The organism is Streptomyces sp. NPDC015532, assembly GCF_043078065.1.
In the GTDB taxonomy this organism is placed as follows: Bacteria; Actinomycetota; Actinomycetes; order Streptomycetales; family Streptomycetaceae; genus Streptomyces.
Genome location: NZ_JBIBSY010000001.1, coordinates 145,114 through 164,677, shown reverse-complemented (window position 1 = coordinate 164,677; position 19,564 = coordinate 145,114). Strand labels below are relative to the sequence as shown.

At 70.6% G+C, this 19,564-nt stretch carries 21 protein-coding genes, 1 tRNA gene and 1 riboswitch; of the genes, 11 read left to right on the top strand and 11 right to left on the bottom strand.

The window, feature by feature from the left end; all coding sequences use genetic code 11:
* Nucleotides 1-143 precede the first annotated feature (143 nt).
* The gene (locus tag ACF07B_RS00705; RefSeq protein WP_392177266.1) at nt 144-446 is read left to right on the top strand and encodes a hypothetical protein; all 303 of its coding nucleotides are present in this window, start codon (nt 144-146) and stop codon (nt 444-446) included.
* A gap of 129 nt (nt 447-575) precedes the next feature.
* On the opposite strand, the gene ACF07B_RS00700 is transcribed toward ACF07B_RS00705, so the two are convergent.
* Nucleotides 576-1,541, bottom strand: a complete 966-nt coding sequence (locus ACF07B_RS00700) for a GlxA family transcriptional regulator (protein ID WP_392177265.1) — start codon at nt 1,539-1,541, stop codon at nt 576-578.
* A 393-nt stretch (nt 1,542-1,934) separates the two neighbouring features.
* Between ACF07B_RS00700 and ACF07B_RS00695 the strand changes: the two genes are divergently transcribed.
* Complete coding sequence (locus ACF07B_RS00695; RefSeq protein ID WP_392177264.1) at nt 1,935-2,399, top strand: DUF2269 family protein; 465 nt, start codon at nt 1,935-1,937, stop codon at nt 2,397-2,399.
* Nucleotides 2,400-2,514: 115 nt separating this feature from the next.
* Nucleotides 2,515-3,024: a levansucrase gene (locus ACF07B_RS00690; RefSeq protein ID WP_392177263.1), complete on the top strand. Its 510-nt coding sequence runs from the start codon at nt 2,515-2,517 to the stop codon at nt 3,022-3,024.
* Between the two features lie 39 nt (nt 3,025-3,063).
* Here the strand turns inward: ACF07B_RS00690 and ACF07B_RS00685 are convergent, their stop codons facing one another.
* From ACF07B_RS00685 to ACF07B_RS00675, 3 genes are all read right to left on the bottom strand, one after another.
* Nucleotides 3,064-3,531: a hypothetical protein gene (locus ACF07B_RS00685; protein WP_392177262.1), complete on the bottom strand. Its 468-nt coding sequence runs from the start codon at nt 3,529-3,531 to the stop codon at nt 3,064-3,066.
* Nucleotides 3,532-3,663: 132 nt separating this feature from the next.
* On the bottom strand, nt 3,664-5,178 hold the full coding sequence (locus ACF07B_RS00680) for an MFS transporter (protein WP_392177261.1): 1,515 nt from the start codon (nt 5,176-5,178) through the stop codon (nt 3,664-3,666).
* An 85-nt stretch (nt 5,179-5,263) separates the two neighbouring features.
* Entirely contained in the window at nt 5,264-6,526 is a 1,263-nt protein-coding gene (locus tag ACF07B_RS00675) for a DUF445 domain-containing protein (RefSeq protein ID WP_392177932.1), read from the bottom strand.
* Between the two features lie 477 nt (nt 6,527-7,003).
* Here ACF07B_RS00675 and ACF07B_RS00670 point away from each other — a divergent pair, with 477 nt between their 5' ends.
* The gene (locus ACF07B_RS00670) at nt 7,004-8,332 is read left to right on the top strand and encodes an SGNH/GDSL hydrolase family protein (protein ID WP_392177260.1); all 1,329 of its coding nucleotides are present in this window, start codon (nt 7,004-7,006) and stop codon (nt 8,330-8,332) included.
* A 116-nt stretch (nt 8,333-8,448) separates the two neighbouring features.
* Here ACF07B_RS00670 and ACF07B_RS00665 read toward each other — a convergent pair whose 3' ends face one another.
* The 4 genes from ACF07B_RS00665 to ACF07B_RS00650 all read right to left on the bottom strand — a co-directional run bounded on the left by ACF07B_RS00665 (nt 8,449) and on the right by ACF07B_RS00650 (nt 12,121).
* Nucleotides 8,449-9,297, bottom strand: coding sequence for a DUF1707 domain-containing protein (locus tag ACF07B_RS00665; protein WP_392177259.1), 849 nt, complete (start codon nt 9,295-9,297; stop codon nt 8,449-8,451).
* A gap of 62 nt (nt 9,298-9,359) precedes the next feature.
* The gene (locus ACF07B_RS00660; protein ID WP_392177931.1) at nt 9,360-10,370 is read right to left on the bottom strand and encodes an ATP-binding cassette domain-containing protein; all 1,011 of its coding nucleotides are present in this window, start codon (nt 10,368-10,370) and stop codon (nt 9,360-9,362) included.
* 16 nt (nt 10,371-10,386) lie between these two features.
* On the bottom strand, nt 10,387-11,232 hold the full coding sequence (locus ACF07B_RS00655) for an ABC transporter permease (protein ID WP_392177930.1): 846 nt from the start codon (nt 11,230-11,232) through the stop codon (nt 10,387-10,389).
* 88 nt (nt 11,233-11,320) lie between these two features.
* The gene (locus ACF07B_RS00650) at nt 11,321-12,121 is read right to left on the bottom strand and encodes an ABC transporter permease (RefSeq protein ID WP_392177258.1); all 801 of its coding nucleotides are present in this window, start codon (nt 12,119-12,121) and stop codon (nt 11,321-11,323) included.
* A gap of 189 nt (nt 12,122-12,310) precedes the next feature.
* Between ACF07B_RS00650 and ACF07B_RS00645 the strand changes: the two genes are divergently transcribed.
* Complete coding sequence (locus ACF07B_RS00645) at nt 12,311-14,830, top strand: transglycosylase domain-containing protein (RefSeq protein ID WP_392177257.1); 2,520 nt, start codon at nt 12,311-12,313, stop codon at nt 14,828-14,830.
* A gap of 63 nt (nt 14,831-14,893) precedes the next feature.
* On the opposite strand, the gene bcp is transcribed toward ACF07B_RS00645, so the two are convergent.
* Complete coding sequence (bcp, locus tag ACF07B_RS00640; protein ID WP_037619171.1) at nt 14,894-15,361, bottom strand: thioredoxin-dependent thiol peroxidase; 468 nt, start codon at nt 15,359-15,361, stop codon at nt 14,894-14,896.
* 134 nt (nt 15,362-15,495) lie between these two features.
* Here bcp and ACF07B_RS00635 point away from each other — a divergent pair, with 134 nt between their 5' ends.
* The 6 genes from ACF07B_RS00635 (at nt 15,496) to ACF07B_RS00610 (ending at nt 18,371) form a co-directional block, all read left to right on the top strand.
* Entirely contained in the window at nt 15,496-15,834 is a 339-nt protein-coding gene (locus ACF07B_RS00635; RefSeq protein ID WP_369481512.1) for a DUF3618 domain-containing protein, read from the top strand.
* Between the two features lie 97 nt (nt 15,835-15,931).
* Nucleotides 15,932-16,234, top strand: coding sequence for a co-chaperone GroES (locus ACF07B_RS00630; protein WP_103554526.1), 303 nt, complete (start codon nt 15,932-15,934; stop codon nt 16,232-16,234).
* Nucleotides 16,235-16,283: 49 nt separating this feature from the next.
* Nucleotides 16,284-16,353, top strand: a riboswitch (guanidine-III (ykkC-III) riboswitch).
* Nucleotides 16,354-16,386: 33 nt separating this feature from the next.
* A complete protein-coding gene (locus ACF07B_RS00625) occupies nt 16,387-16,707 on the top strand; it encodes a DMT family transporter (RefSeq protein ID WP_392177256.1) in 321 nt (106 codons plus the stop codon).
* Between the two features lie 101 nt (nt 16,708-16,808).
* Nucleotides 16,809-17,432 (top strand): HNH endonuclease, encoded by a 624-nt coding sequence (locus ACF07B_RS00620; protein WP_392177255.1) that lies wholly within the window; start codon nt 16,809-16,811, stop codon nt 17,430-17,432.
* Nucleotides 17,429-18,283 (top strand): HNH endonuclease, encoded by an 855-nt coding sequence (locus ACF07B_RS00615; RefSeq protein ID WP_392177254.1) that lies wholly within the window; start codon nt 17,429-17,431, stop codon nt 18,281-18,283. Before ACF07B_RS00620 ends, ACF07B_RS00615 begins: the two co-directional genes overlap by 4 nt.
* Before the next feature lie 11 nt (nt 18,284-18,294).
* A tRNA-Leu gene (locus ACF07B_RS00610) sits at nt 18,295-18,371 on the top strand.
* A gap of 68 nt (nt 18,372-18,439) precedes the next feature.
* Here the strand turns inward: ACF07B_RS00610 and rdgB are convergent.
* Both rdgB and ACF07B_RS00600 read right to left on the bottom strand, forming a co-directional pair.
* Nucleotides 18,440-19,042 (bottom strand): RdgB/HAM1 family non-canonical purine NTP pyrophosphatase, encoded by a 603-nt coding sequence (gene rdgB, locus ACF07B_RS00605; protein WP_392177253.1) that lies wholly within the window; start codon nt 19,040-19,042, stop codon nt 18,440-18,442.
* A gap of 70 nt (nt 19,043-19,112) precedes the next feature.
* Entirely contained in the window at nt 19,113-19,511 is a 399-nt protein-coding gene (locus ACF07B_RS00600) for a hypothetical protein (protein WP_362389726.1), read from the bottom strand.
* Between the last annotated feature and the right edge of the window lie 53 nt (nt 19,512-19,564).

The window sequence follows — 19,564 nt, the reverse complement described above, 5'->3', positions numbered from 1 at the left end:
GCGGGCCATCCAATCGGGTACCACCGACAGTGGGTCCGGGGCGGCCCCGGGCGACGACCGGGCCTCACCCGGCCCACGGCCACCCGCGCGCCCGCCGGGCTCCGGCACCGGGTTAGCCTCGGGGGACGAACAAGGAGGCAGCAATGGCGAAGGTTCCGGCCGCGGTGGTGGCCGCCGGGGGACTTGTCGGTGGGTACGGTGTCGCTCGGTGGACGAGGAAGCGGCAGCTCGGCGGGGTCGTGCTCGCCGCCGCCGGAGTCGCCGCCGCGCGGCAGTGGAAGCAGGAGGCCGGTGGGGTGGCCGCCGGGGTGCTGACCGCCGGGTACGTCGCCGCGTTCGCCGGGTCGCATCCGCTGGCCAAGAAGGTGGGCGCCTGGCCCGCCGTCTTCGGCGTCGCCGGTGCCATGGCCATCGCCTCCTGGGCCGTGGCCGACCGACGCGCCTGAGCCGAGCGCCGGTCCCGGCTCAGACCCAGGCCCGGTCCACGGGCCGGGGCATCTCATACCCAGGGCCCCCACGCACTGCGTCACGCCCAGTGCCGCCTCCCTGCCCAGGGTCACACCCACGCCCATGATTCAGGAGGCCGGCTCCTCCACCCCCCGAAACGCCCGTCGATACGCGTACGGGCTCGTCCCCACCACTCGCTTGAAGCGGTCCCTGAAGGCTGTCGGGGAGCCGAAGCCCGCCTGGGACGCGATGCGTTCGACCGGATACGTGGTCGTCTCCAGGAGGTACTGGGCACGGCGTACCCGGGCCCGGTGCAGCCACTGGAGCGGAGTCGTGCCCGTCTGTTCGCGAAAGCGGCGGTTGAGGGTGCGGGTGCTCGTGCCGGCGTGCGCCGCGATGTCCTCCAGGGTCAGATCCCGGCCCGCGTTCTCCTCCAGCCAGTCGAGCAGCGGCTCCATGGTCGTGCCCGCCGGTGTCGGCGGCTGGGTGTGGACGATGAACTGGGCCTGGCCGCCCTCCCGTTCGAGCGGCATCACGGACATCCGGGCGGCATGTGCGGCGACCGCAGAACCGTGGTCCTTGCGGATCATGTGCAGGCACATGTCCAGCGCCGCCGACGCGCCCGCCGAGGTCAGGAACTGGCCGTTGTCCACGTAGAGCACGTTCGGGTCCACGGTCACCGCCGGGTGCCTGGCCGCCAGTTCCCCGGCCGCGACCCAGTGCGTGGTCACGCGCAGTCCGTCCAGCAGGCCGGTGGCGGCGAGAATGAAGGCGCCGACGCAGACCGAGGCGATCCGGGTGCCGTTCGCGGCCGCCGCGCGCAGCGCCTCCGCGACGCCGGGCGGGAGGGTGGCGGACGGGTCGGCCACGCCCGGCACGATGATCGTGTCCGCGTCGGCCAGCGCCTCCAGGCCGTAGGGGGCGCGCAGCGTGAACGCTCCCGCGCTCACCTCCGCGTCCGCCGTGACCGCGCACACCCGGGTCCGGTAGGCCGGGCGGCCGTCGGGCAGCCGGGCCCAGCCGAACGTGTCGATCGGGGCGGAGAGATCGAACGGGATAACCTGGTCGAGTGCCAGTACGGCCACGGTGTGCATGACCAGAGCGTAGGCATACACCGGGTTCCCGTCATGCCCCGCCGGTGCGGCGACGATCCGTCCCGCGCCCATACCGGGTGCGCGCCATGCCCCACGGTGACGGCCCGTCCCCCGTCCACACCGGGTTCACCGTCCTGCGCACACACCGGGTTCGCGCCATGCCCGCACGCCGACGGCCTGTCCTGCGCGCGCACCGGGTTCCTGTCAGCGCGCACACCGGGTTCCCGTCCCGCGCACACCCCGGGGCTCCGCAGGCCGGTGGCCATGTCTCGCCTGCGTCTTCACCCCGGGCAAGGGCGGCGAAAAGCCTGGCCGGAGGCCCTGGCTGGAATCCGTTGGCTCCTGGCAGAAGTGCCACTTCTCCATGATCCGGCCGCCCCCTACCGTCACCCCGTGACCAAGTTCCTCCTCGCCGTCCACGTCATCGCCGCGATCGTCGCCATCGGGCCCGTCACCGTCGCCGCGAGCATGTTCCCGCCGGCCGCGCGCAAGGTGCTCGAAGCGCCGGACGACGCGAGCGCCCTCGCCGCCGTCCGGCTGCTGCACCGCATCTGCCAGGTGTACGCCGTGGCGGGCGTCGTCGTCCCCGTGTTCGGGTTCGCCACGGCGAGCGACATGGGTGTGCTCGGCGACACCTGGCTGATCGTCTCGATCGTGCTGACCGCGCTCGCGGCCGTGGTCCTCGCCGCGCTGGTCCTGCCCCGGCAGAGCGCGATCCTGGAGGGAGCCGTCCAGGACAGGACCGTGGACCGCGCGGCGACCGTGCGGCTCGCCATGTTCACCGGGATCTTCAACCTGCTGTGGGCCACCGTCACCGTGCTGATGATCATCCGGCCGGGATCCACGACAGGCGCCTAGCCGACTCCCCCGGCCGGGTTCCTCGACGGGCCCTAGGACCCGTCCGATCGGCTCCTCCGACCGGAACCCCGCCCACCCGTTCCGGTCGGTGTCCCGGGACCTTAGGATCCCCGCCATGGACGCAAACCAGCAGCAATCCGCACCGGGTACCTATCTGACCTTCGTGGAGGGTCAGTTGACCGCCGACGGGTGCGCCACGCGGTGGGAGGACTGGGCCGGGGTGCCCGTACTCGTGGGGCGGCGGGGCGAGTTCCGGATGCGCTGGATGGGGACGAAGCTGCATCTGTTCACGGTGGCCGCGGCCGTCCCGGAGATAACCGTGCAGGCGATCTCCGGGTTCACCGACCAGGTGATGAAGTACGCCAAGGACACCAAGGGCGGTCTGCCCGTCGGTTTCCAGAACGGCATCGGTGCTTTCCCGCTGCTGGTCAGCGACCGGGTCGATCCGGCGGCCGTGCAGTGGGCGGAGGCGCAGCAGCGGGTCAAGTTCGCCTGTATGACCCGGCCCGTCGTGGTCGACAGTTCGCGCCAGTACGTGGGGATGTACCGCGGCAAGCCGGTTCTCGGGCGCGTCTACGCCTCGTACTTCAACGAGAAGGGCTCGCGGTACTTCTACGGCCGATGAGCGGGCCGGTGCCGGCTGGCCGGCCTGCGTCCTCCGACGTCAGCCGGCCAGGACCAGTTCCTCGTCCATGGCGTCCGCCACGTCCGTCCTGAACTGCCGTGCCACCGCGCTCGCGACCAGGACGGCGGCGGCCCCGAGCAGCGTGACGGCCGCCCAGGTCAGCGGCCACACCTGGACGAAGCCGTCCGGCGGGCCGGGATGGGTCCGCAGCGACACGTGGAGCAGGGTCGCCGGGGGTGCCGCGACCAGGAGCAACGGCCAGGCCAGCGCGTCCCGGAGTCCGAAGTGGACGGCCAGGACCAGCAGGATCGCGGCGAGGGCGAGGACGCCGGTACCCGTCACCGGAGTGGTCTCCGCGACGGAGCCCGGCGTCTCGGGGCGGTTGCGCAGGTCCCAGGGAAGGCACAGAAGGTACGCCGCGCACGAGAGGGCGGCGCCGAGGACACGCGTCAGCCAGCGTTCCGGCCAAGGGCGCGTTCGCAAGGGGCGGAGCAGTTTCTCGGTCATGCGTACGAGGGTTCCGCGCCCGGCGGGGCCGCGACAGAGTACGCGTACTCAGAACCGTGGACGAGTCACGCCGAGCGCGACGCGTCGCGGACCGGGAGCCGGGAGGAACCGCCCGCGCCCGCCCGCGCCGGCTCAGGTCGCCTGTGCCGTGGTCGCCGACGACGAGGTGCCGGCCGTGGCGGGTGCCGTCGACAGGGGCGCGGCGATGTCCTCCAGGGAACGGCGCTCGGCCTTGACCGCGAGGAACACGGCGACCAGGCCGGCGGCGCACATCAGGGACGCGCCGATCTGGAACGCGAGCACCGTGTCGCCGACGACGCCGGACTTCGTGAGGTCGGCGAAGACCAGCGGGCCGCTGATGCCGCCGGCCGCGGTGCCGATGGCGTAGAAGAAGGCGATGGCCATCGCCCGGGTCTCCATGGGGAAGACCTCGGACACGGTCAGATACGCGCTGGAGGCGCCCGCCGACGCGAAGAAGAGCACCACGCACCAGCAGGCCGTCATCGTCACCGCGTTCAGCGACCCCTGGTCGAAGAGCCAGGCGGTGCCGAAGAGCAGCAGACCCGAGAGCAGATAGGTCGAGGAGATCATCACCCGGCGGCCGAGGGTGTCGAAGAGCTTGCCGAGCAGCAGCGGGCCGAGGAAGTTGCCGGCCGCGATGACGGCGAAGTAGTAGCCGGTGCCGCCGGTGGGCACGTCGAAGAACGTGGTGAGGATGGAGCCGAAGCCGAAGGTGATCGCGTTGTAGAGGAAGGCCTGGCCGATGAAGAGGGCGAGTCCGAGCACGGCTCGTTTCGGGTACCGGCCGAAGACGGTCTTCGCGATGACGCCGAACCCGATGCTCTTGCGCTGTTCGATGGTGATCTCACCCTTGGGCCGTGGCAGTGGTTCGCCCCGCTCCTCCTCGATCTCCTCCTCGACGGAGGAGACCAGTTCCTCCGCCTGTTCGCCGCGGCCGTGGATGAACTGCCAGCGCGGGCTCTCCGGCACGTGCCGCCTGACCAGCAGGATCACCAGACCGAGGACCACGCCGAGGGCGAAGGTCAGCCGCCAGCCGAGGTCCTTGGGGAAGATGTCCGTGTTCAGCATGACGATCGACAGCAGCGCACCGCCGATCGCGCCGAGCCAGTAGGTGCCGTTGATGATCAGGTCGACCCGGCCGCGGAACCTGGCGGGGATGAGCTCGTCGATCGCCGAGTTGATGGCCGCGTACTCGCCGCCGATGCCGAAGCCGGTGAGGAAGCGGAAGACGAAGAACCACCAGGCGTCGAAGGACAGGGCGGTGAGCGCGGTCGCGGAGAGGTAGACGACGAGTGTGATCATGAAGAGTTTCTTGCGGCCGTACCGGTCGGTGAGCCAGCCGAAGAACAGGGCGCCCGCGCAGGCACCCGCCACGTAGAGCGCCGCCGCGATACCGGTGACCTGCGCCGAGGTGATGGACAGGCCGCTGCCCTCCTCGGAGAGCCGGCCCGCGATGTTGCCGACGGTCGTGACCTCCAGGCCGTCCAGGATCCAGACGGTCCCGAGGCCGATCACGATCATCCAGTGCCAGCGGGACCAGGGCAGCCGGTCAAGCCGGGACGGCACGTTCGTGGTGACCGTGCCGGTGGCACCGGGGGCGGGTGCCGGTGAGGTGGGGGCGGGCATGGGGTTCCCTCTCCGTCGGGCGAGCCCCGCCCGGGCTCCCTCTTCGCCGGGCGAGCCTCGCCCGGGTTCCCCGGCCTTCTCCCGCTTACGCCCCCAACGCCCGTGACACCACGTAGATCAGCAGTCCGGCCAGCGAGCCGACGACCGTGCCGTTGATCCGGATGAACTGCAGGTCGCGGCCGATGTTCGCCTCGATCTTCCTGGTCGTGTGCTCGGCGTCCCAGCCCGCCACCGTGTCCGTGATGAGCGAGGTGATCTCCTTGCGGTACGTCGTCACGACGTACACGGCGGCGCCCTCCACCCAACTGTCCACCTTGGCCTGGAGCTTGGGTTCGGTGGCCATCCGGGCGCCGAGGGACAGCAGGGAGGCCCGCACGCGCAGCCGCAGCTCACTGCGCTCGTCCTCGGCCGCGGACACGATCATCGACCGTACGGCCGTCCAGGCGGAGGCGATCAGGTCCTGGACCTCGCCGCGGCCGAGCACCTCGCCCTTGAGGCGCTCCACGCGCGCGCGGGTGTCGGTGTCGGACTGGAGGTCGGAGGCGAAGTCGGTGAGAAACCGGTCCAGGGCACCACGGGCCGGGTGGGACGGGGAGTCGCGCATCTCGGTGACGAAGCGGAGCAGTTCCTTGTAGACGCGCTCGCCGACCTTCTTGTCGACGAAACGGGGCGTCCAGCCGGGTGCGCCGCCCTGGACTGCGCCCATCACCTGCTCGTCGTGGAACACCAGCCAGTCGTGGGCGCGGGTGACCACCAGGTCGACGAACCGCCTGTGGCCGCCGTCCACGACGATCTTCTCCAGCATCTTCCCTATGCCGGGCGCGATCTCCTGCGCGTCGGCGCGGCGGGTGATCGCCTCCCCGACGACGGCCTGGACGTCGGAGTCCCGAAGGACGGTCAGCGCGCCCCTGAGCGCGGCGGCCAGTTCGGCCGTGACCCGGTCCGCGTGGTCCGGATCGGCGAGCCAGGCGCCCAGCCTGCTGCCGATGCCCACCGCGCGCAGCCGCTGGCGCACGACCTCCTCGGAGAGGAAGTTCTCGCCGACGAACTCGCCCAGCGACACGCCCAGCTGGTCCTTCTTCTTGGGGATGATCGCGGTGTGCGGGATGGGCAGGCCGAGCGGGTGCCGGAAGAGGGCCGTGACCGCGAACCAGTCGGCCATCGCGCCGACCATGCCCGCCTCGGCGGCCGCCGCGACATAGCCGGCCCAGGCGCCCGCGCCCTCGTTGGAGGCCCATTTCGCCAGGACGTAGACGAGCGCGACGAAGAGCAGCAGGCCGGTGGCGGTCGCCTTCATCCGGCGCACCCCGCGGCGCTTCTCCTCGTCGGCGGGGCTGAAGGTATTCATCGCCCGGCCCGGCGGCGCGCCGGACCTCCGGACGTCCGCGCCACCGGCGGCCCTCGCGGCACCAGCACCAGCACCAGCACCAGCACCAGCGGCACCGTCAGCGGCGTCCGCCGGATCGGCCGTGTCCGCGCCACCGGCGGCCCCCGCGGCGGCGTCACCGGCGTTCACCGCCTCGGCGGCGTTCGCGGCGTCGCCGGGACGGGCATGCTGCTCCGTGCCGTCCCCTTCACCCGAATTCGTGCGTCCCATTCACTCCACCCGTTCGCAGGCCACGTCACGCACCGTACCCATTGTCCCTTTCTCCCTCTCTTCTCACCGACTCCTGGAACGACACGGGAGTTCCCGGCGTCTGTTCGGATGGGGAATCAGTCAGGGGGGTCCCTCAGGGGGCGCGTCGGAGTCCTCGCGCTGCATGACGCATCATGGAGTGATCACATCGGAGCCTCGGGCTCCCTCGCCCGAGGAGACACGCACCGCATGACCAAGCGTCACGGTTATGCCCTGCTCGCCGCGATCCTTGCCGTGGTCGTGGTCCTTTCCGCCGCCATCTACACAGGCGTCGCGGCGGACGACGGCAACGAGACCAGGGCCACCGTGGCCAGTGGCCGCACATCCCACGACGCCGCCCCCGCCTCCACCGGCACCTGGGTCGGCGCCTGGTCCACCTCCCCCGTCGGAGCCGAGCCCGGCACCGAGCCCGACGGACTGGCGGGCCGCTCCGTGCGCAACGTCGTGCACACGGCCGCCGGGGGTACGAGTGCCCGCATCACGCTGTCCAATCTCTACGGGCAGCAGCCGCTGGTCATCGCACACGCCACGATCGCCGTCGCCGCGACCGCGAACAACGCCGCCGCCACGGCCGACACCATGCGCCGCCTCACGTTCGGCGGCGCCACGACCGTCGTGATCCCGGCGGGCCGGCAGGTGATGAGCGACGCCGTACGTGTGCGCATCCCGCACGGTGTGGACGTCCTCGTCACGACGTACTCACCGACCCCGTCAGGGCCGGTCACCTACCACCCGCACGCCCAGCAGATCTCGTACGTGGCGGACGGCGACCGCACGGAGGACGTGAGCGCCGCCCCGTACACCGAACAGAGCCCGTACTGGCGCTACCTGACGGCGCTCGACGTGCTCAGCGACGACGCCACGGGCACCGTCGTCGTCCTGGGCGACTCCCTCACCGACGGCATCACGTCCACCGTGGGGGCCAACCGCCGCTGGACGGACGTCCTTTCGGAGCGGCTGAGCGCCTCGGCCGGAACCGGCCAGACGCCCCGCTACAGCGTCGTCAACCAGGGCATCAGCGGGAACCAGGTCCTCGCCGCCGGGTTCGGCCGGCCGGCCGACAACCCCAGCGGACTGAGCCGGTTCGGCCGCGACGTGCTCGACCGTACGAACGTCAAGGCCGTCGTCATCGACCTCGGCGTCAACGACATCCTGCGCAACCCCGCCCAGGTCGACCCGAACACCGTGACCCAGGGACTGCGGACCCTGGTGCAGCAGGCGCACGCCCGCGGACTGCGGGTCATCGGCGCCACGTTGATGCCCTTCCAGGGGCACCGCGGATACACCGAGGCGCGGGAGGCCGTACGCCGGGCCGTGAACGCGGAGATCCGGGCAGGGAAGGTGTACGACGCCGTCGTCGACTTCGACGCGGCGCTGCGGGACCCGTACAACCCGCGCCGGCTGCGGCCCGACTACGACTCGGGCGATCATCTGCACCCCAGCGACAAGGGGTTCCGGCGGATGGCCGAGGTGTTCGACCTGAAGGAGCTGAAGGGACCGGTTCCGGCGGAGCTGTGATCCAACGGCGGTTCAGGCGAACCGTGTTCCGCCGACGGCCCGGGCAGAACAGCCGAGAAGACCCGCGGCCCGGGCAGCACGGCCGAAAGGCCTACCGCCCGGAGGGGCGCGGGAGTTCAGTAGTCGCCGTCGCGCCGCCGGTGGCGGTCCTCCCGGCGCTCGCGGTGCCGCTCCCGGCGCTCCTCATGGCGTTCACGGCGCTCCTCGTGGCGCTCGCGTATCAGGTCGCGGGCCTCTTCGAGCGCGTCGAACATGTCACCGAGACCCTCGTCCCGCGACCCGTCGAGCTCCTTGCGGGCCTCCCTGCGCTCCACCTTCTCCTGCCGGCGCTCCTCCTTGAGACGCTGGCGCTCGGCACGGGTGAGCTTGCGCTCCACGCCGACACCGCCCCAGAAGGCGAAGCCCGTGACCACGACCCGGGGTGCGCCCGGGTCGCCCGGCCGGCCCTCCTCGCGGTGGTCGAAGCCGCCCATCACGCCGATGCCACGCACCACGACCTCGACACCCGGCGGCACGATGACGTTCAACCCGCCCATCACCGCGACACAGTTGATGACGACCTCACGGTCCGCGAAGTTCGCCTCGCGCAGGTCGATCTCGCCACCGCCCATGAAGGCGAAGCAGTTGAAGCGCTTGGGGACCGTCCAGCGGCCCTTGCGCTCGAAGCCCGACAGAACCGCCACACCCCACGAGGACGAGCCCTCGCCGCCGACGACACGGGATCCCCAACTTCCGTCGTCCACAGGCTGCTTGACCATGGAGATGCGGGCCGTCCCCACCGCGCCCGGCAGATCGCGGGTGATCGGCGTCAACTCCCCGTAGGTACGGGCCGCGTACGTCGCCTCCAGCCGCTCCTCGAACTCCTCCATGTCGAGGCGGCCCTCCGCGAGGGCGTCCCTCAGCTGTTCGGCGACTCGTTCGCGATCGGCGTCGGAGGCACGCAGCTCCGGGAGTTCGTCGGTCATGGGCAGCAGCCTACGAGGTCCCCCGCCCGCGGGCTATCCGGCCCGCGGTTGCGGCGGCCTTCCTACGACACCCTCTTCCCGGCGTACATACGGCTGATGACCGCCTCGATGTCCGGCTCCCGCACCGAAAGGTCCACCAGCGGATAGTCCGCCGCGATCCGGGCCACCAGCGGAGCGGCCGACATGCCGGCGGGGAAGGCCAGCCACTGACGCGGCCCCTCCACCTTCACCACCCGCGCCGACTCCAGCTCGATCGGGGGCAGTTCCCGCTCCAGGTCCACGACCAGGGTCCGCTCGCTCTCCCCCACCGCGTGCAGTCCGCTCAGGGCGCCGTCGTACATCAGCCGCCCGTGATCGATGACCATCACCCGCCGGCACAGCTGCTCGATGTCGGTGAGGTCGTGCGTGGTGAGCAGGACGGTCGTACCGCGTTCGGCGTTCAGATCCCGCAGGAACTCCCGGACCCGCACCTTGCTGACCACGTCGAGCCCGATCGTCGGCTCGTCGAGATAGAGCACCTCGGGGTCGTGCAGCAGGGCCGCCGCGATGTCACCGCGCATCCGCTGCCCCAGCGACAACTGCCGTACGGGAACGTCCAGCAGGGCACCGAGCTCCAGGAGTTCGACACAGCGGTCGAGGTTCTCCCGGAACCGCGCCTCCGGCACGCGGTACATCCGGTGCATGAGCCGGTACGAGTCGATCAGCGGGAGGTCCCACCACAGCGTCGTACGCTGCCCGAACACGACCCCGATCCGGCGCGCGACACGGGTGCGCTCGCGGGACGGGTCCAGACCGGCCACCCGCAGCCGGCCGGCGGACGGGGTGAGGATGCCGGTGAGCATCTTGATCGTGGTCGACTTGCCGGCGCCGTTCGGGCCGATGTAGCCGACCATCTCCCCGCGCCCGACCGTGAACGAGATCGAGTCGACGGCCCGCACCTGCCGCCGCTCACCGCGCAGGAACCCCGTCCTCCTGCGCACATCGAAGACCTTCTCGACCCCGTCCAGCTCGATGAAGCCGGCCCCCGGGCCCGGTTCCCCGCCCGGACCGGCCGGTTCCCTGTCCACTGCGATGGCCACGCCCGTTCCCCTAACTTCCCGTACTCCGGTAGGCGCGCAGCCCCGCGCGCCAGGCGAGCCCGGCCAGCGCGCAGCACAGCGCCGCCACGACCGGTGGTGCGAACGCGACCCACGCCGGCAGGTCGAGCGGATAGGGCCGCCCCAGCACGTACAGCGCGGGCAGCCAGTTGACGAAGGCGAGCGGGAGGACGAACGTCACTCCGCGCAGCATGTCCTTGGCGAAGACGGTCGGGGGGTACTGCAACAGCGTATTGCCGCCGTACGTGAAGGAGTTCTGCACCTCGGAGGCGTCCTGCGCGACGAACTGGAACGCCCCGCCCGCCACGAACACCGCCGAGAAGATCGCCGAACCGCTGAGCAGCATCATCGGCATCATCAGCACCTTGAGCGGCGTCCAGTGGATGTCGAGGACGACGAGGGCGTACCCGAGGACGAACAGCCCCTGGGTGATGCGGCCGAGCCGGCGCAGCGCGAAACGGTCCGCGGCGACCTGGGCGAGCACCGGCGCGGGACGCACCAGCAGGGTGTCCAGCGTGCCGTCGCGCACCCGGCGCCCCAGCCGGTCCATCGAGCCGAGCGCGAGGTCCGCGAACCCGAACGCGACACCGGACACCCCGTAGAGCAGGGCGACCTCGGGCAGGCTGTAACCACCCAGCCGGTCGACCCGCGAGAACATGATCAGGACCGCCACGAAGTCGAGGGCGGTCGCCGCGAAGTTCCCGAAGGCGGTCATCGCGAACGAGGCCCGGTAGGCCATCGTCGAGCGGATCCACATCGCGGTGATCAGCCGGTAGGCGCGCAGCCCGTCCCGCAGCCGCTCGTACGCCCCCTGCCGCTCGAACGGCTCGAAGTCCACCGCCGGGACCGCCGTCTCCCGGACCGGCCCGGCCTCGGCCCGATCCCGCGCCGGCCCCGCCACGACCCCCGCCCCGCGCTCCACCGGATCAGCCACCCTGCACCACCACCCTGCGCGTCGCCACCGACTGGATCAGCCGCCCGGCCGCCAGCAGCCCGGCCGCCCAGGCGCCCTGCACCGCGTACGTGCCCAGCGGATCCGCCGTGCCGAGCAGGACGTCCACGGGCGCCTGGATCAGCGACGACCAGGGCAGCGCCCGTACGACCTCGCCCAGCGCGCCCGGAAAGACGTTCAGCGGCAGCAGCATCCCCGAGCAGAAGATCCCCGCGATGGAGGTCAGCTGCGCCACCCCCGCTCCGTCGAGCAGCCAGAACGCGGACAGGGCCACCAGGAAGCGGATCGCGAACCCGACGACCACCCCGAGCGCGACCGCGACCAGGAAGGCGAGCCAGGTCAGCGGATCCGAGGGCAGCGCCAGGTCGAAGACCAGCGCGCCGAACAGGAGCGGAACCACTCCGCGGCCCAGCAGATGGAACAGCGCCCGGCCCATGTCCTGGGCGAGCCACCACATCTGCAGGTCGGCCGGCCGGTACAGGTCGATCGCGATGTCACCCGTACGGATCCGTTCGATCAGTTCGTCCTCGAAGCCGCCGCCCATCATCGCGACCACCATCAGCAGCCCCTGGCTGACCCACACATAGGTCAGCGCCTGCGCCTGGTCGTAGCCGCCGAGGTGCGGCTTCACGTCCCACAGGGCGATGAACAGGTACGCCAGGATCAGCCCGAAGACGGTGTTGGTGAAGACACCGGCGGCGGTGGCGACCCGATAGGTGGCGTACCGCCGGAACCCGCTGCCCGCGACAGCCGCGTACAACCGCGCCGTGCCCACAACCCGTCCCTTTCCCCAGCGTTGAGCCAAAGCGCAGGAGCCTAGTCCGGACCCGGCACGGCCCGCCAGGCATTTTCCGGCGCGACGCGTGCCGGGATCGGGGAACGGAACACATGGTGCGAGAGTCTTCATACGGGGCGCACCAGGCGTACAAGGGCGTACGACGCGAAACAGGAGTCCGGCGAACAGATGAGCGACGAGCCGCAGCAGCGCAGCCAGGGCTGGGCACCCAGGGAACCGGGAGCGGGCCCCCGCCCGAACCCGGCCCCCGCGGCGGGACCGCAGACAGGCCCGCGGTCGGGGCCGGGAACAGGACCGGGCGGGCCCGGCGCCAAGCGGAACCCGCAGCAGAAGGGGAAGCGGACACAGCGGCCGAAGCGGACGGGCCTGCGCAGACTCGTCCCGACCTGGCGCATGCTGCTCGGCACCGTCCTCGGCACGGCACTGCTCCTGGCCGGACTCTTCGCGCTCGGCTACTTCCTCGTCAGGATCCCCTCCGCGAACGCCTCCGCGGTCAAGCAGAGCAACGTCTTCCTGTACGCCGACGGCAGCCAGCTCGCCCGCGACGGCGACGTCAACCGCGAGAACGTCGCACTGGAGCACATCTCCAAAGCCGCCCAGCACGCCACCCTCGCCGCCGAGGACCGCGACTTCTACAGCGAGTCCGCCGTCGACCCCAAGGCGATGCTCCGCGCCGGCTGGAACACCGTCACCGGCAAGGGCAGACAGTCCGGCTCGACCATCACCCAGCAGTACGTCAAGAACTACTACCTGGGCCAGGAACAGACCGTCACCCGCAAGGTGAAGGAGTTCTTCATCTCCATCAAGCTCGACCGGGAGAAGAGCAAGGACGACATCCTGGAGGGCTACCTCAACACCAGCTACTACGGCCGCAACGCCTACGGCATCCAGGCCGCCGCCCAGGCCTACTACGGCGTGAACGCCAGGGACCTCACCGTCGGCCAGGGCGCCTACCTCGCCGCCCTGCTCAACGCGCCCAGCGAGTACGACGTGATCGCGCACCCCGAGAACAGGGCCGGGGTCCTCGCCCGCTGGAACTACGTCCTCGACGGCATGGTCAAACAGAAGTGGCTGACCCGGGCCGCACGCGACCGGGTCTCCTTCCCGAAGCCCCGGCAGGCCAGGGGGTCGGCGGGCCTCTCGGGCCAGCGCGGCTACCTCGTCCAGGCCGTGACCGCCTACCTGACCTCGAACAGGATCCTCGACGAGGACACCCTCGGCCGCGGCGGCTACCGCATCACCACCACCCTCCAGAAGTCCAAGCAGGACGCCTTCGTCAAGGCCGTGAACGACCAGGTGATGGACCAGCTCGACAAGAAGAACCGCAAGGTGGACACCTACGTCCGCGCCGGCGGCGTCGCCATCGACCCCACCGACGGCCGGGTCCTCGCGATGTACGGCGGCATCGACTACACCAAGCAGTACGTCAACAACGCCACCCGCCGCGACTACCAGGTCGGCTCCACCTTCAAGCCGTTCGTCTTCGCCTCGGCCGTCCAGAACGGCTCACAGACCCAGGACGGCCGCACCATCACCCCGAACACCGTCTACGACGGCACCGACCAGCGCCCCGTGCGGGGCTGGAACGGCGGCGCCTACGCACCGGAGAACGAGGACGGCGGGTCGTACGGGGACATCTCCGTGCGCACCGCCACCGACAGGTCGGTCAACTCGGTGTACGCGCAGATGGCCGTCGACGTGGGCCCCGCCGCCGTGGAGAAGACCGCCGTGGCCCTCGGCCTGCCCGCCGGCACCCCCGACCTGACCGCCTCCCCCTCCATCGCGCTCGGCCCGGCCACGGCCAGTGTCCTCGACATGGCGGAGGCGTACGCCACGCTCGCCAACCACGGCCGGCACGGCACGTACACGCTCGTGCGGAAGATCACCAAGGACGGCTCGGAGGACGTGGAACTGCCGGCCCGGGACGACGTCCGGCAGGCCGTGAGCCGCGAGGCCGCCGACACGACGACCGCCATGCTCCAGAGCGTCGTCGACGGCGGCACCGGCCAGGCCGCGCAGAACGCGGGCCGGCCCGCCGCGGGCAAGACCGGCACGGCGGAGGAGGACACCGCCGCGTGGTTCGCGGGCTACACCCCCGACCTCGCCACCGTCGTCGCCGTGATGGGCCAGGACCCCGGCACCGGCGCCCACAAGTCCCTGTACGGCGCCCTCGGGCAGTCCCGCATCAACGGCGGCGGCTACCCCGCGCAGATCTGGGCCCAGTTCACCGGGGACGCGCTGGAGGGAACGGAGGTGTCGGACTTCGACCTCCGGCTCCAGCCGGGCGCCGAGGAGATGTACGACCCCGGCGACGAGACCGACGACCCGGACGCCACCGTCGAACCGGACGGCGACGGCACCGCCGACGGGGGCGAGAGCGCGGGCGGGGCCAACGGCAGCACACCGGCGTCGCCGAACGGCCGGACCCCGAGCCAGGGCCAGACCCCGGGCCGGACCGACGGCCGCACCCAGGGCCGCACCGACGGCGGCACGGACACCTCCGGCGGGACCTCGGCCGGCACCACCGGTGGCACCCCCACGGACGGAGGCGCCACCGGAACCACCCCGACCGGGGGCACCACGGCCGGCACCACGGGCGGCGGGGGCACCACGTCCGGCGGCGGCACGGGCACGACAGCGGGCGAGGGACCGCTCAGCGGGCTCACCCCCAGAAGGGAGAACCACTGAGCGCGCCGGCCGCCCGGCCGTCGGTTCCGCGATCGGTCCGACGGTCGGTCGCGGGTGAAGCGGTCAGATCCCCAGGTCCTTGATGATCTTCGCCACGTGTCCGGTCGCCTTCACGTTGTAGAGCGCCCGCTCGACCTTGCCCTCCTCGTCCACGACCACCGTGGAGCGGATGACGCCGACGACCGTCTTGCCGTACAGCTTCTTCTCGCCGAAGGCCCCGTACGCCTCCAGGACCGTCTTGTCGGGGTCGCCGACCAGCGTGACCTTCAAGGACTCCTTCTCGCGGAACTTGGCGAGCTTCTCGGGCTTGTCCGGGGACACACCGATCACGTCGTAACCGGCACCCGCCAGCAGATCCAGGTTGTCCGTGAAGTCGCAGGCCTGCTTAGTGCAGCCCGGGGTGAGGGCGGCCGGGTAGAAGTAGACGATGACCTTGCGGCCCTTGTGATCGGCGAGGGAGACCTCGTTGCCGTCGGCGTCGGGCAGGGTGAAGGCGGGGGCGGTGTCGCCGGGCTGGAGTCGCTCGCTCATCGGAACCTCACGTGGCCGGGGGGATGGAATGGATACGGAACGAGCGTAATGGGGGGTGCCGAGGGGTGCGGTCCGGTACGAACTGACAGACTGTCCGAATCAGGGACTCACTACACGACCACGGAGGCAGCGCGGTGTCGGATACGTCGAGAACGCCGGATACCAGGACTCCGGCGCAGATCGAGGCGGACATCAAGCACCGCCGCACAACACTCGCCGACACGCTCGACGAGATCGGCGTACGGGTGCACCCCAAGACGATCGTCGGAGACGCCAAGGCCAAGGTCGCCTCCAACATCGACCACACCCTGGGGCGCGCCTATGTCGGCGTCAACCGCGTCGTCGGCGATGTGAAGGGCCAGTTCGTCACGGAGGAGGGCGCGCCCCGGCTGGAGCGCATCGTCCCGGTGGCTCTGGTCGCGGTGGGACTCGTCGGGCTGCTCGTCGTGGGCACGCGGCGGCGCAAGGGCTGACCCGTCCGCGTACGAAACGGGCCGGGACAGGTAGGTTCAGGGCGTGAGCGCCAACCGTGAAACGCACAGCACCCATGACGACAAGCTGCCCATCCGGATGCTGCACGACCGCGTGCTGGTACGGCAGGACGCCGCCGAGGGCGAGCGGCGCTCCGGCGGCGGCATCCTGATCCCCGCGACGGCGGCCGTCGGCCGCCGGCTCGCGTGGGCCGACGTCGTCGCGGTCGGGCAGAACGTCCGTACGGTGGAGCCGGGCGACCGGGTCCTGTACGACCCCGAGGACCGTGCCGAGGTCGAGGTGCGGGGGATCGCCTACGTGCTGATGCGCGAGCGGGATCTGCACGCCGTGGCCGCGGACCGCTTCGAGGGGTCCGAGGACTCGACCGGCCTGTATTTGTAGGGCGTACGCATTCCGAAGGGGCCGGTGACCATGGTCACCGGCCCCTTTCGCCATTCCTTGCTACGGTGGAGGGACCCCGACGAGACGCGCCGTACCGGGCTCAGCAAAGACGACGCAGCCTGTGATGCCGTCGTCTCCCGGAGGTGCCTCCCATGGCCTGGGTCCTGCTGATCGTCGCCGGACTGCTCGAAGTCGGCTGGTCGATCGGAATGAAGTACACCGACGGTTTCACCCGCCCGGTCCCCAGCGTTCTGACGGCCGCGGGCATCGTCGCGAGCATGCTCCTGCTGTCACAGGCGGCCAAGTCGCTCCCGATCGGCACCGCGTACGGCGTCTGGGTCGGCATCGGCGCGGCCGGCGCCGCGATCCTCGGCATGACCCTCCTGGGCGAACCGGCGACAGCCGCCCGCGTCTTCTTCGTCTGCCTGCTCCTGGCATCGGTGGTGGGCCTGAAGGCGACGTCGGGCCACTGAGCGCGCCGAACCCGACCGGACACGCACTGGGCGTAACCGTCCGATTAACGGTTCGTTAGTCCGTACGAGGTCGCGAACGTGCGGTCGAGAACGGAGCGGGCATGAGCGTCAGGTACACCCGTGAGTTGCTTGAGGAAGCAGCTCGCGAGACACGGCACATTGACGACGCGGTCCGGTGGTGCGGAGGAAATCCGACACCGGGCAGCCGTCGGTACCTGCGGCAAAAGATGAGCGAGGCCGGCATAGACATCTCGCATTTCATGACGAGCCAAGTGCGCCACACGGAGGAACGCCTGAAGGCGGCAGTGAGCGTGTCGACCAGCATCAAAGACGTCGTACGCCACCTCGGAATCAGCCAGGTCGGCGGCAATCAAACACATGTGGCCCGCAGGATCACCGCGCTCGGGATCGACACGTCGCACTTCACTCAGACCCGCCGTGGCGCATCAAAGGGCTCGCTCAGCGGCCTCCTCACCGTTCGGCTTCCGGAGAACGGCAGAGTTCCAGGAAGGAGGCTCCGGCGCGAGTTGCTGCGATCCGGACTGGAAGAGCGCTGCGCCGAGTGTGGCACTGGCCCCGAATGGAACGGCAGGCCACTCACCCTCGAGGTCGACCACATCAGCGGGCGCTGGTGGGACAACCGGCCGGAGAACCTACGCCTCCTCTGCCCCAACTGCCACGCCGCAACGGACACTTATCGCGGCCGCCAGAGGAGGCACACGTGACTGGCTCGAAGTATCCACGGGACAGGCTGGCCAGGACGGCAGCCGTCTCCACAAGTCTGGTGGACCTGTTGCGACGCCTCGGCGCTCCCCTCGGCAGCCACACTCTGCGCTATGTGAGCAGCAGGCTCGACCACTATGGAATCGATACCTCGCACTTCATCGGCGAGCCCCTGCCCTCCCGTGAGAAACGCTTCTACACACGGGAGTTGCTTCAAGAGGCGGCCCGTCACTCGCGCAGCCTGAGGGAGATTTTCGAGTATCTCGGATACTCACCCGACAACAGCCCGTACGGCCATGTCCGCAAGAAGCTCGACCAGTTCGGAATCGACACCTCACACTTCACCAGTGGCCGCAGATACGGCCCCGGCTTGGTCCCGGCGGAAAGACTCATGCCCGCCGCCGCGCAGTCCAGCAGCATCGCAGGCTTGCTGAAACTGCTTGGCCTGACGGACAACGGCGCAAGTCGAGAACGGGTGAAGCGCAGCGCGGAAAGGTACGGCATCTCGATCGACCACTTCACCGGCCAGGGGCACCGGCGAGGTCAATCTTCGCCGCAGCGGAAATCCGCCGCAGATATTCTGCGCCTAGAGCCGCCTGGATTGCAGCGAACCAAGACCGCTCACCTCAGACGGGCCCTCGACGACCTCGGCGTGCCGCACATGTGCACGGAGTGCGGAACCGGGGACTCCTGGCGGGGCAAGCGTCTGGTGCTGGAGATCGACCACGTCAACGGTGACCGGCTCGACAACCGTCGCGAAAACTTGCGATACCTCTGCCCGTCCTGTCACAGCCAGACGAGGAGCTACTCCCGGAGTCGACGAACACACGACCCGCACCGCCCAGTAAAGTAGGCGCGGTACACGCGCCTGTACTCCAATTGGCAGAGAGACTGGTCCTAGGAACCAGCTGTTGTCGGTTCGAATCCGACCGGGCGCACCACGGCGAAGGCCCGGCTCGGACTGTGAGAGCTGGGCCTTCGTGTGTGTGCGGCGCTCGGCAGGCCGGGCTCAGCCCAACAGCTCCCGCACCACCGGTACCAGTGCGCGGAATGCCTTGCCCCTGTGGCTGATCGCGTTCTTCTCGTCGGGTGACAGTTCGGCGCAGGTACGGGAATCGCCCTCGGGCTGGAGGATCGGGTCGTAGCCGAAGCCGTTCGTGCCGGCGGGGGTGTGGCGGAGGGTGCCGAGCAGTTGGCCCTCCACGACGCGTTCCGTGCCGTCCGGCAGGGCCAGGGCCGCCGCGCAGGCGAAGTGGGCGCCCCGGTGGGGGGCGTCGATGTCGGAGAGCTGGGCGAGGAGCAGGTCCAGGTTGGCCTGGTCGTCGCCGTGGCGGCCGGCCCAGCGGGCGGAGAAGATGCCGGGGGCGCCGTTCAGGACGTCGACGCACAGGCCCGAGTCGTCGGCGACGGCGGGCAGCCCGGTGGCCTGGGCGAGGGCGTGGGCCTTCAGCAGGGCGTTCTCGGCGAAGGTGACGCCGGTTTCCTTGACGTCGGGGATGTCGGGGTAGGCGTCCGCGCCGACGAGGTCATGGGTGAGCCCTGCGTCGGCGAGGATCGCCTTCAACTCGGTGAGCTTTCCGGCGTTGCGGGTGGCGAGGATCAGGCGGGTCATGGTCGCCAGTATCTCCGAGTCCGGCCCTGAGCCGGGCTCAGGCCGCCCCGAGCCGGGTCCCGGTGGGGCCCTACGGCGTGCAGACCTTCGTCAGTTCGCCCGCCGCGGCCGTGACGGGGCTGATGTCGGGGGTGGTGTCGCCGTTCTTGACGGCCGTACGGACGTTGCCGACCGCCTTGTTCAGCTCGTCGACCGCCTTGTTGACGTCGGCGTTGTCGGTCTTGTCGCCGATCTTGTCGAGGTTGTTCTCGATGGCGTTGAGGGACGCGTCGGTCTGCGTCGGGTCGTTCGCCGCGTTCTCGACGGCCTGCTGGAGGTCGGTGACGCTGTCGGCTATCGAGTCGGCGGTCTGCACGCAGTCGAGCGCCTTGCTGACGGCGTCGCAGCCGACGACTGCCGGCAGGACGACAAGTGCGGCGACGACGGTGAATGCGGCGGTACGGCGGCGATTGCGGTGGCGCGCGGCCATGGAACGGTCCCTCCCCGTGGACGTGGTGTGGTGCGGCCGCACCGACCGCATCG

What these genes read in the sequence shown, in the direction of transcription:
- ACF07B_RS00705 (WP_392177266.1), top strand. Translation starts at nt 144, where the DNA reads ATGGCGAAGGTTCCGGCCGCGGTGGTGGCCGCCGGGGGACTTGTCGGT.
- ACF07B_RS00700 (WP_392177265.1), bottom strand. Translation starts at nt 1,541, where the DNA reads ATGCACACCGTGGCCGTACTGGCACTCGACCAGGTTATCCCGTTCGAT.
- ACF07B_RS00690 (WP_392177263.1), top strand. Translation starts at nt 2,515, where the DNA reads ATGGACGCAAACCAGCAGCAATCCGCACCGGGTACCTATCTGACCTTC.
- ACF07B_RS00685 (WP_392177262.1), bottom strand. Translation starts at nt 3,531, where the DNA reads ATGACCGAGAAACTGCTCCGCCCCTTGCGAACGCGCCCTTGGCCGGAA.
- ACF07B_RS00680 (WP_392177261.1), bottom strand. Translation starts at nt 5,178, where the DNA reads ATGCCCGCCCCCACCTCACCGGCACCCGCCCCCGGTGCCACCGGCACG.
- ACF07B_RS00675 (WP_392177932.1), bottom strand. Translation starts at nt 6,526, where the DNA reads ATGAATACCTTCAGCCCCGCCGACGAGGAGAAGCGCCGCGGGGTGCGC.
- ACF07B_RS00670 (WP_392177260.1), top strand. Translation starts at nt 7,004, where the DNA reads ATGACCAAGCGTCACGGTTATGCCCTGCTCGCCGCGATCCTTGCCGTG.
- ACF07B_RS00665 (WP_392177259.1), bottom strand. Translation starts at nt 9,297, where the DNA reads ATGACCGACGAACTCCCGGAGCTGCGTGCCTCCGACGCCGATCGCGAA.
- ACF07B_RS00645 (WP_392177257.1), top strand. Translation starts at nt 12,311, where the DNA reads ATGAGCGACGAGCCGCAGCAGCGCAGCCAGGGCTGGGCACCCAGGGAA.
- bcp (WP_037619171.1), bottom strand. Translation starts at nt 15,361, where the DNA reads ATGAGCGAGCGACTCCAGCCCGGCGACACCGCCCCCGCCTTCACCCTG.
- ACF07B_RS00630 (WP_103554526.1), top strand. Translation starts at nt 15,932, where the DNA reads ATGCTGCACGACCGCGTGCTGGTACGGCAGGACGCCGCCGAGGGCGAG.
- ACF07B_RS00625 (WP_392177256.1), top strand. Translation starts at nt 16,387, where the DNA reads ATGGCCTGGGTCCTGCTGATCGTCGCCGGACTGCTCGAAGTCGGCTGG.
- ACF07B_RS00620 (WP_392177255.1), top strand. Translation starts at nt 16,809, where the DNA reads ATGAGCGTCAGGTACACCCGTGAGTTGCTTGAGGAAGCAGCTCGCGAG.
- rdgB (WP_392177253.1), bottom strand. Translation starts at nt 19,042, where the DNA reads ATGACCCGCCTGATCCTCGCCACCCGCAACGCCGGAAAGCTCACCGAG.
- ACF07B_RS00600 (WP_362389726.1), bottom strand. Translation starts at nt 19,511, where the DNA reads ATGGCCGCGCGCCACCGCAATCGCCGCCGTACCGCCGCATTCACCGTC.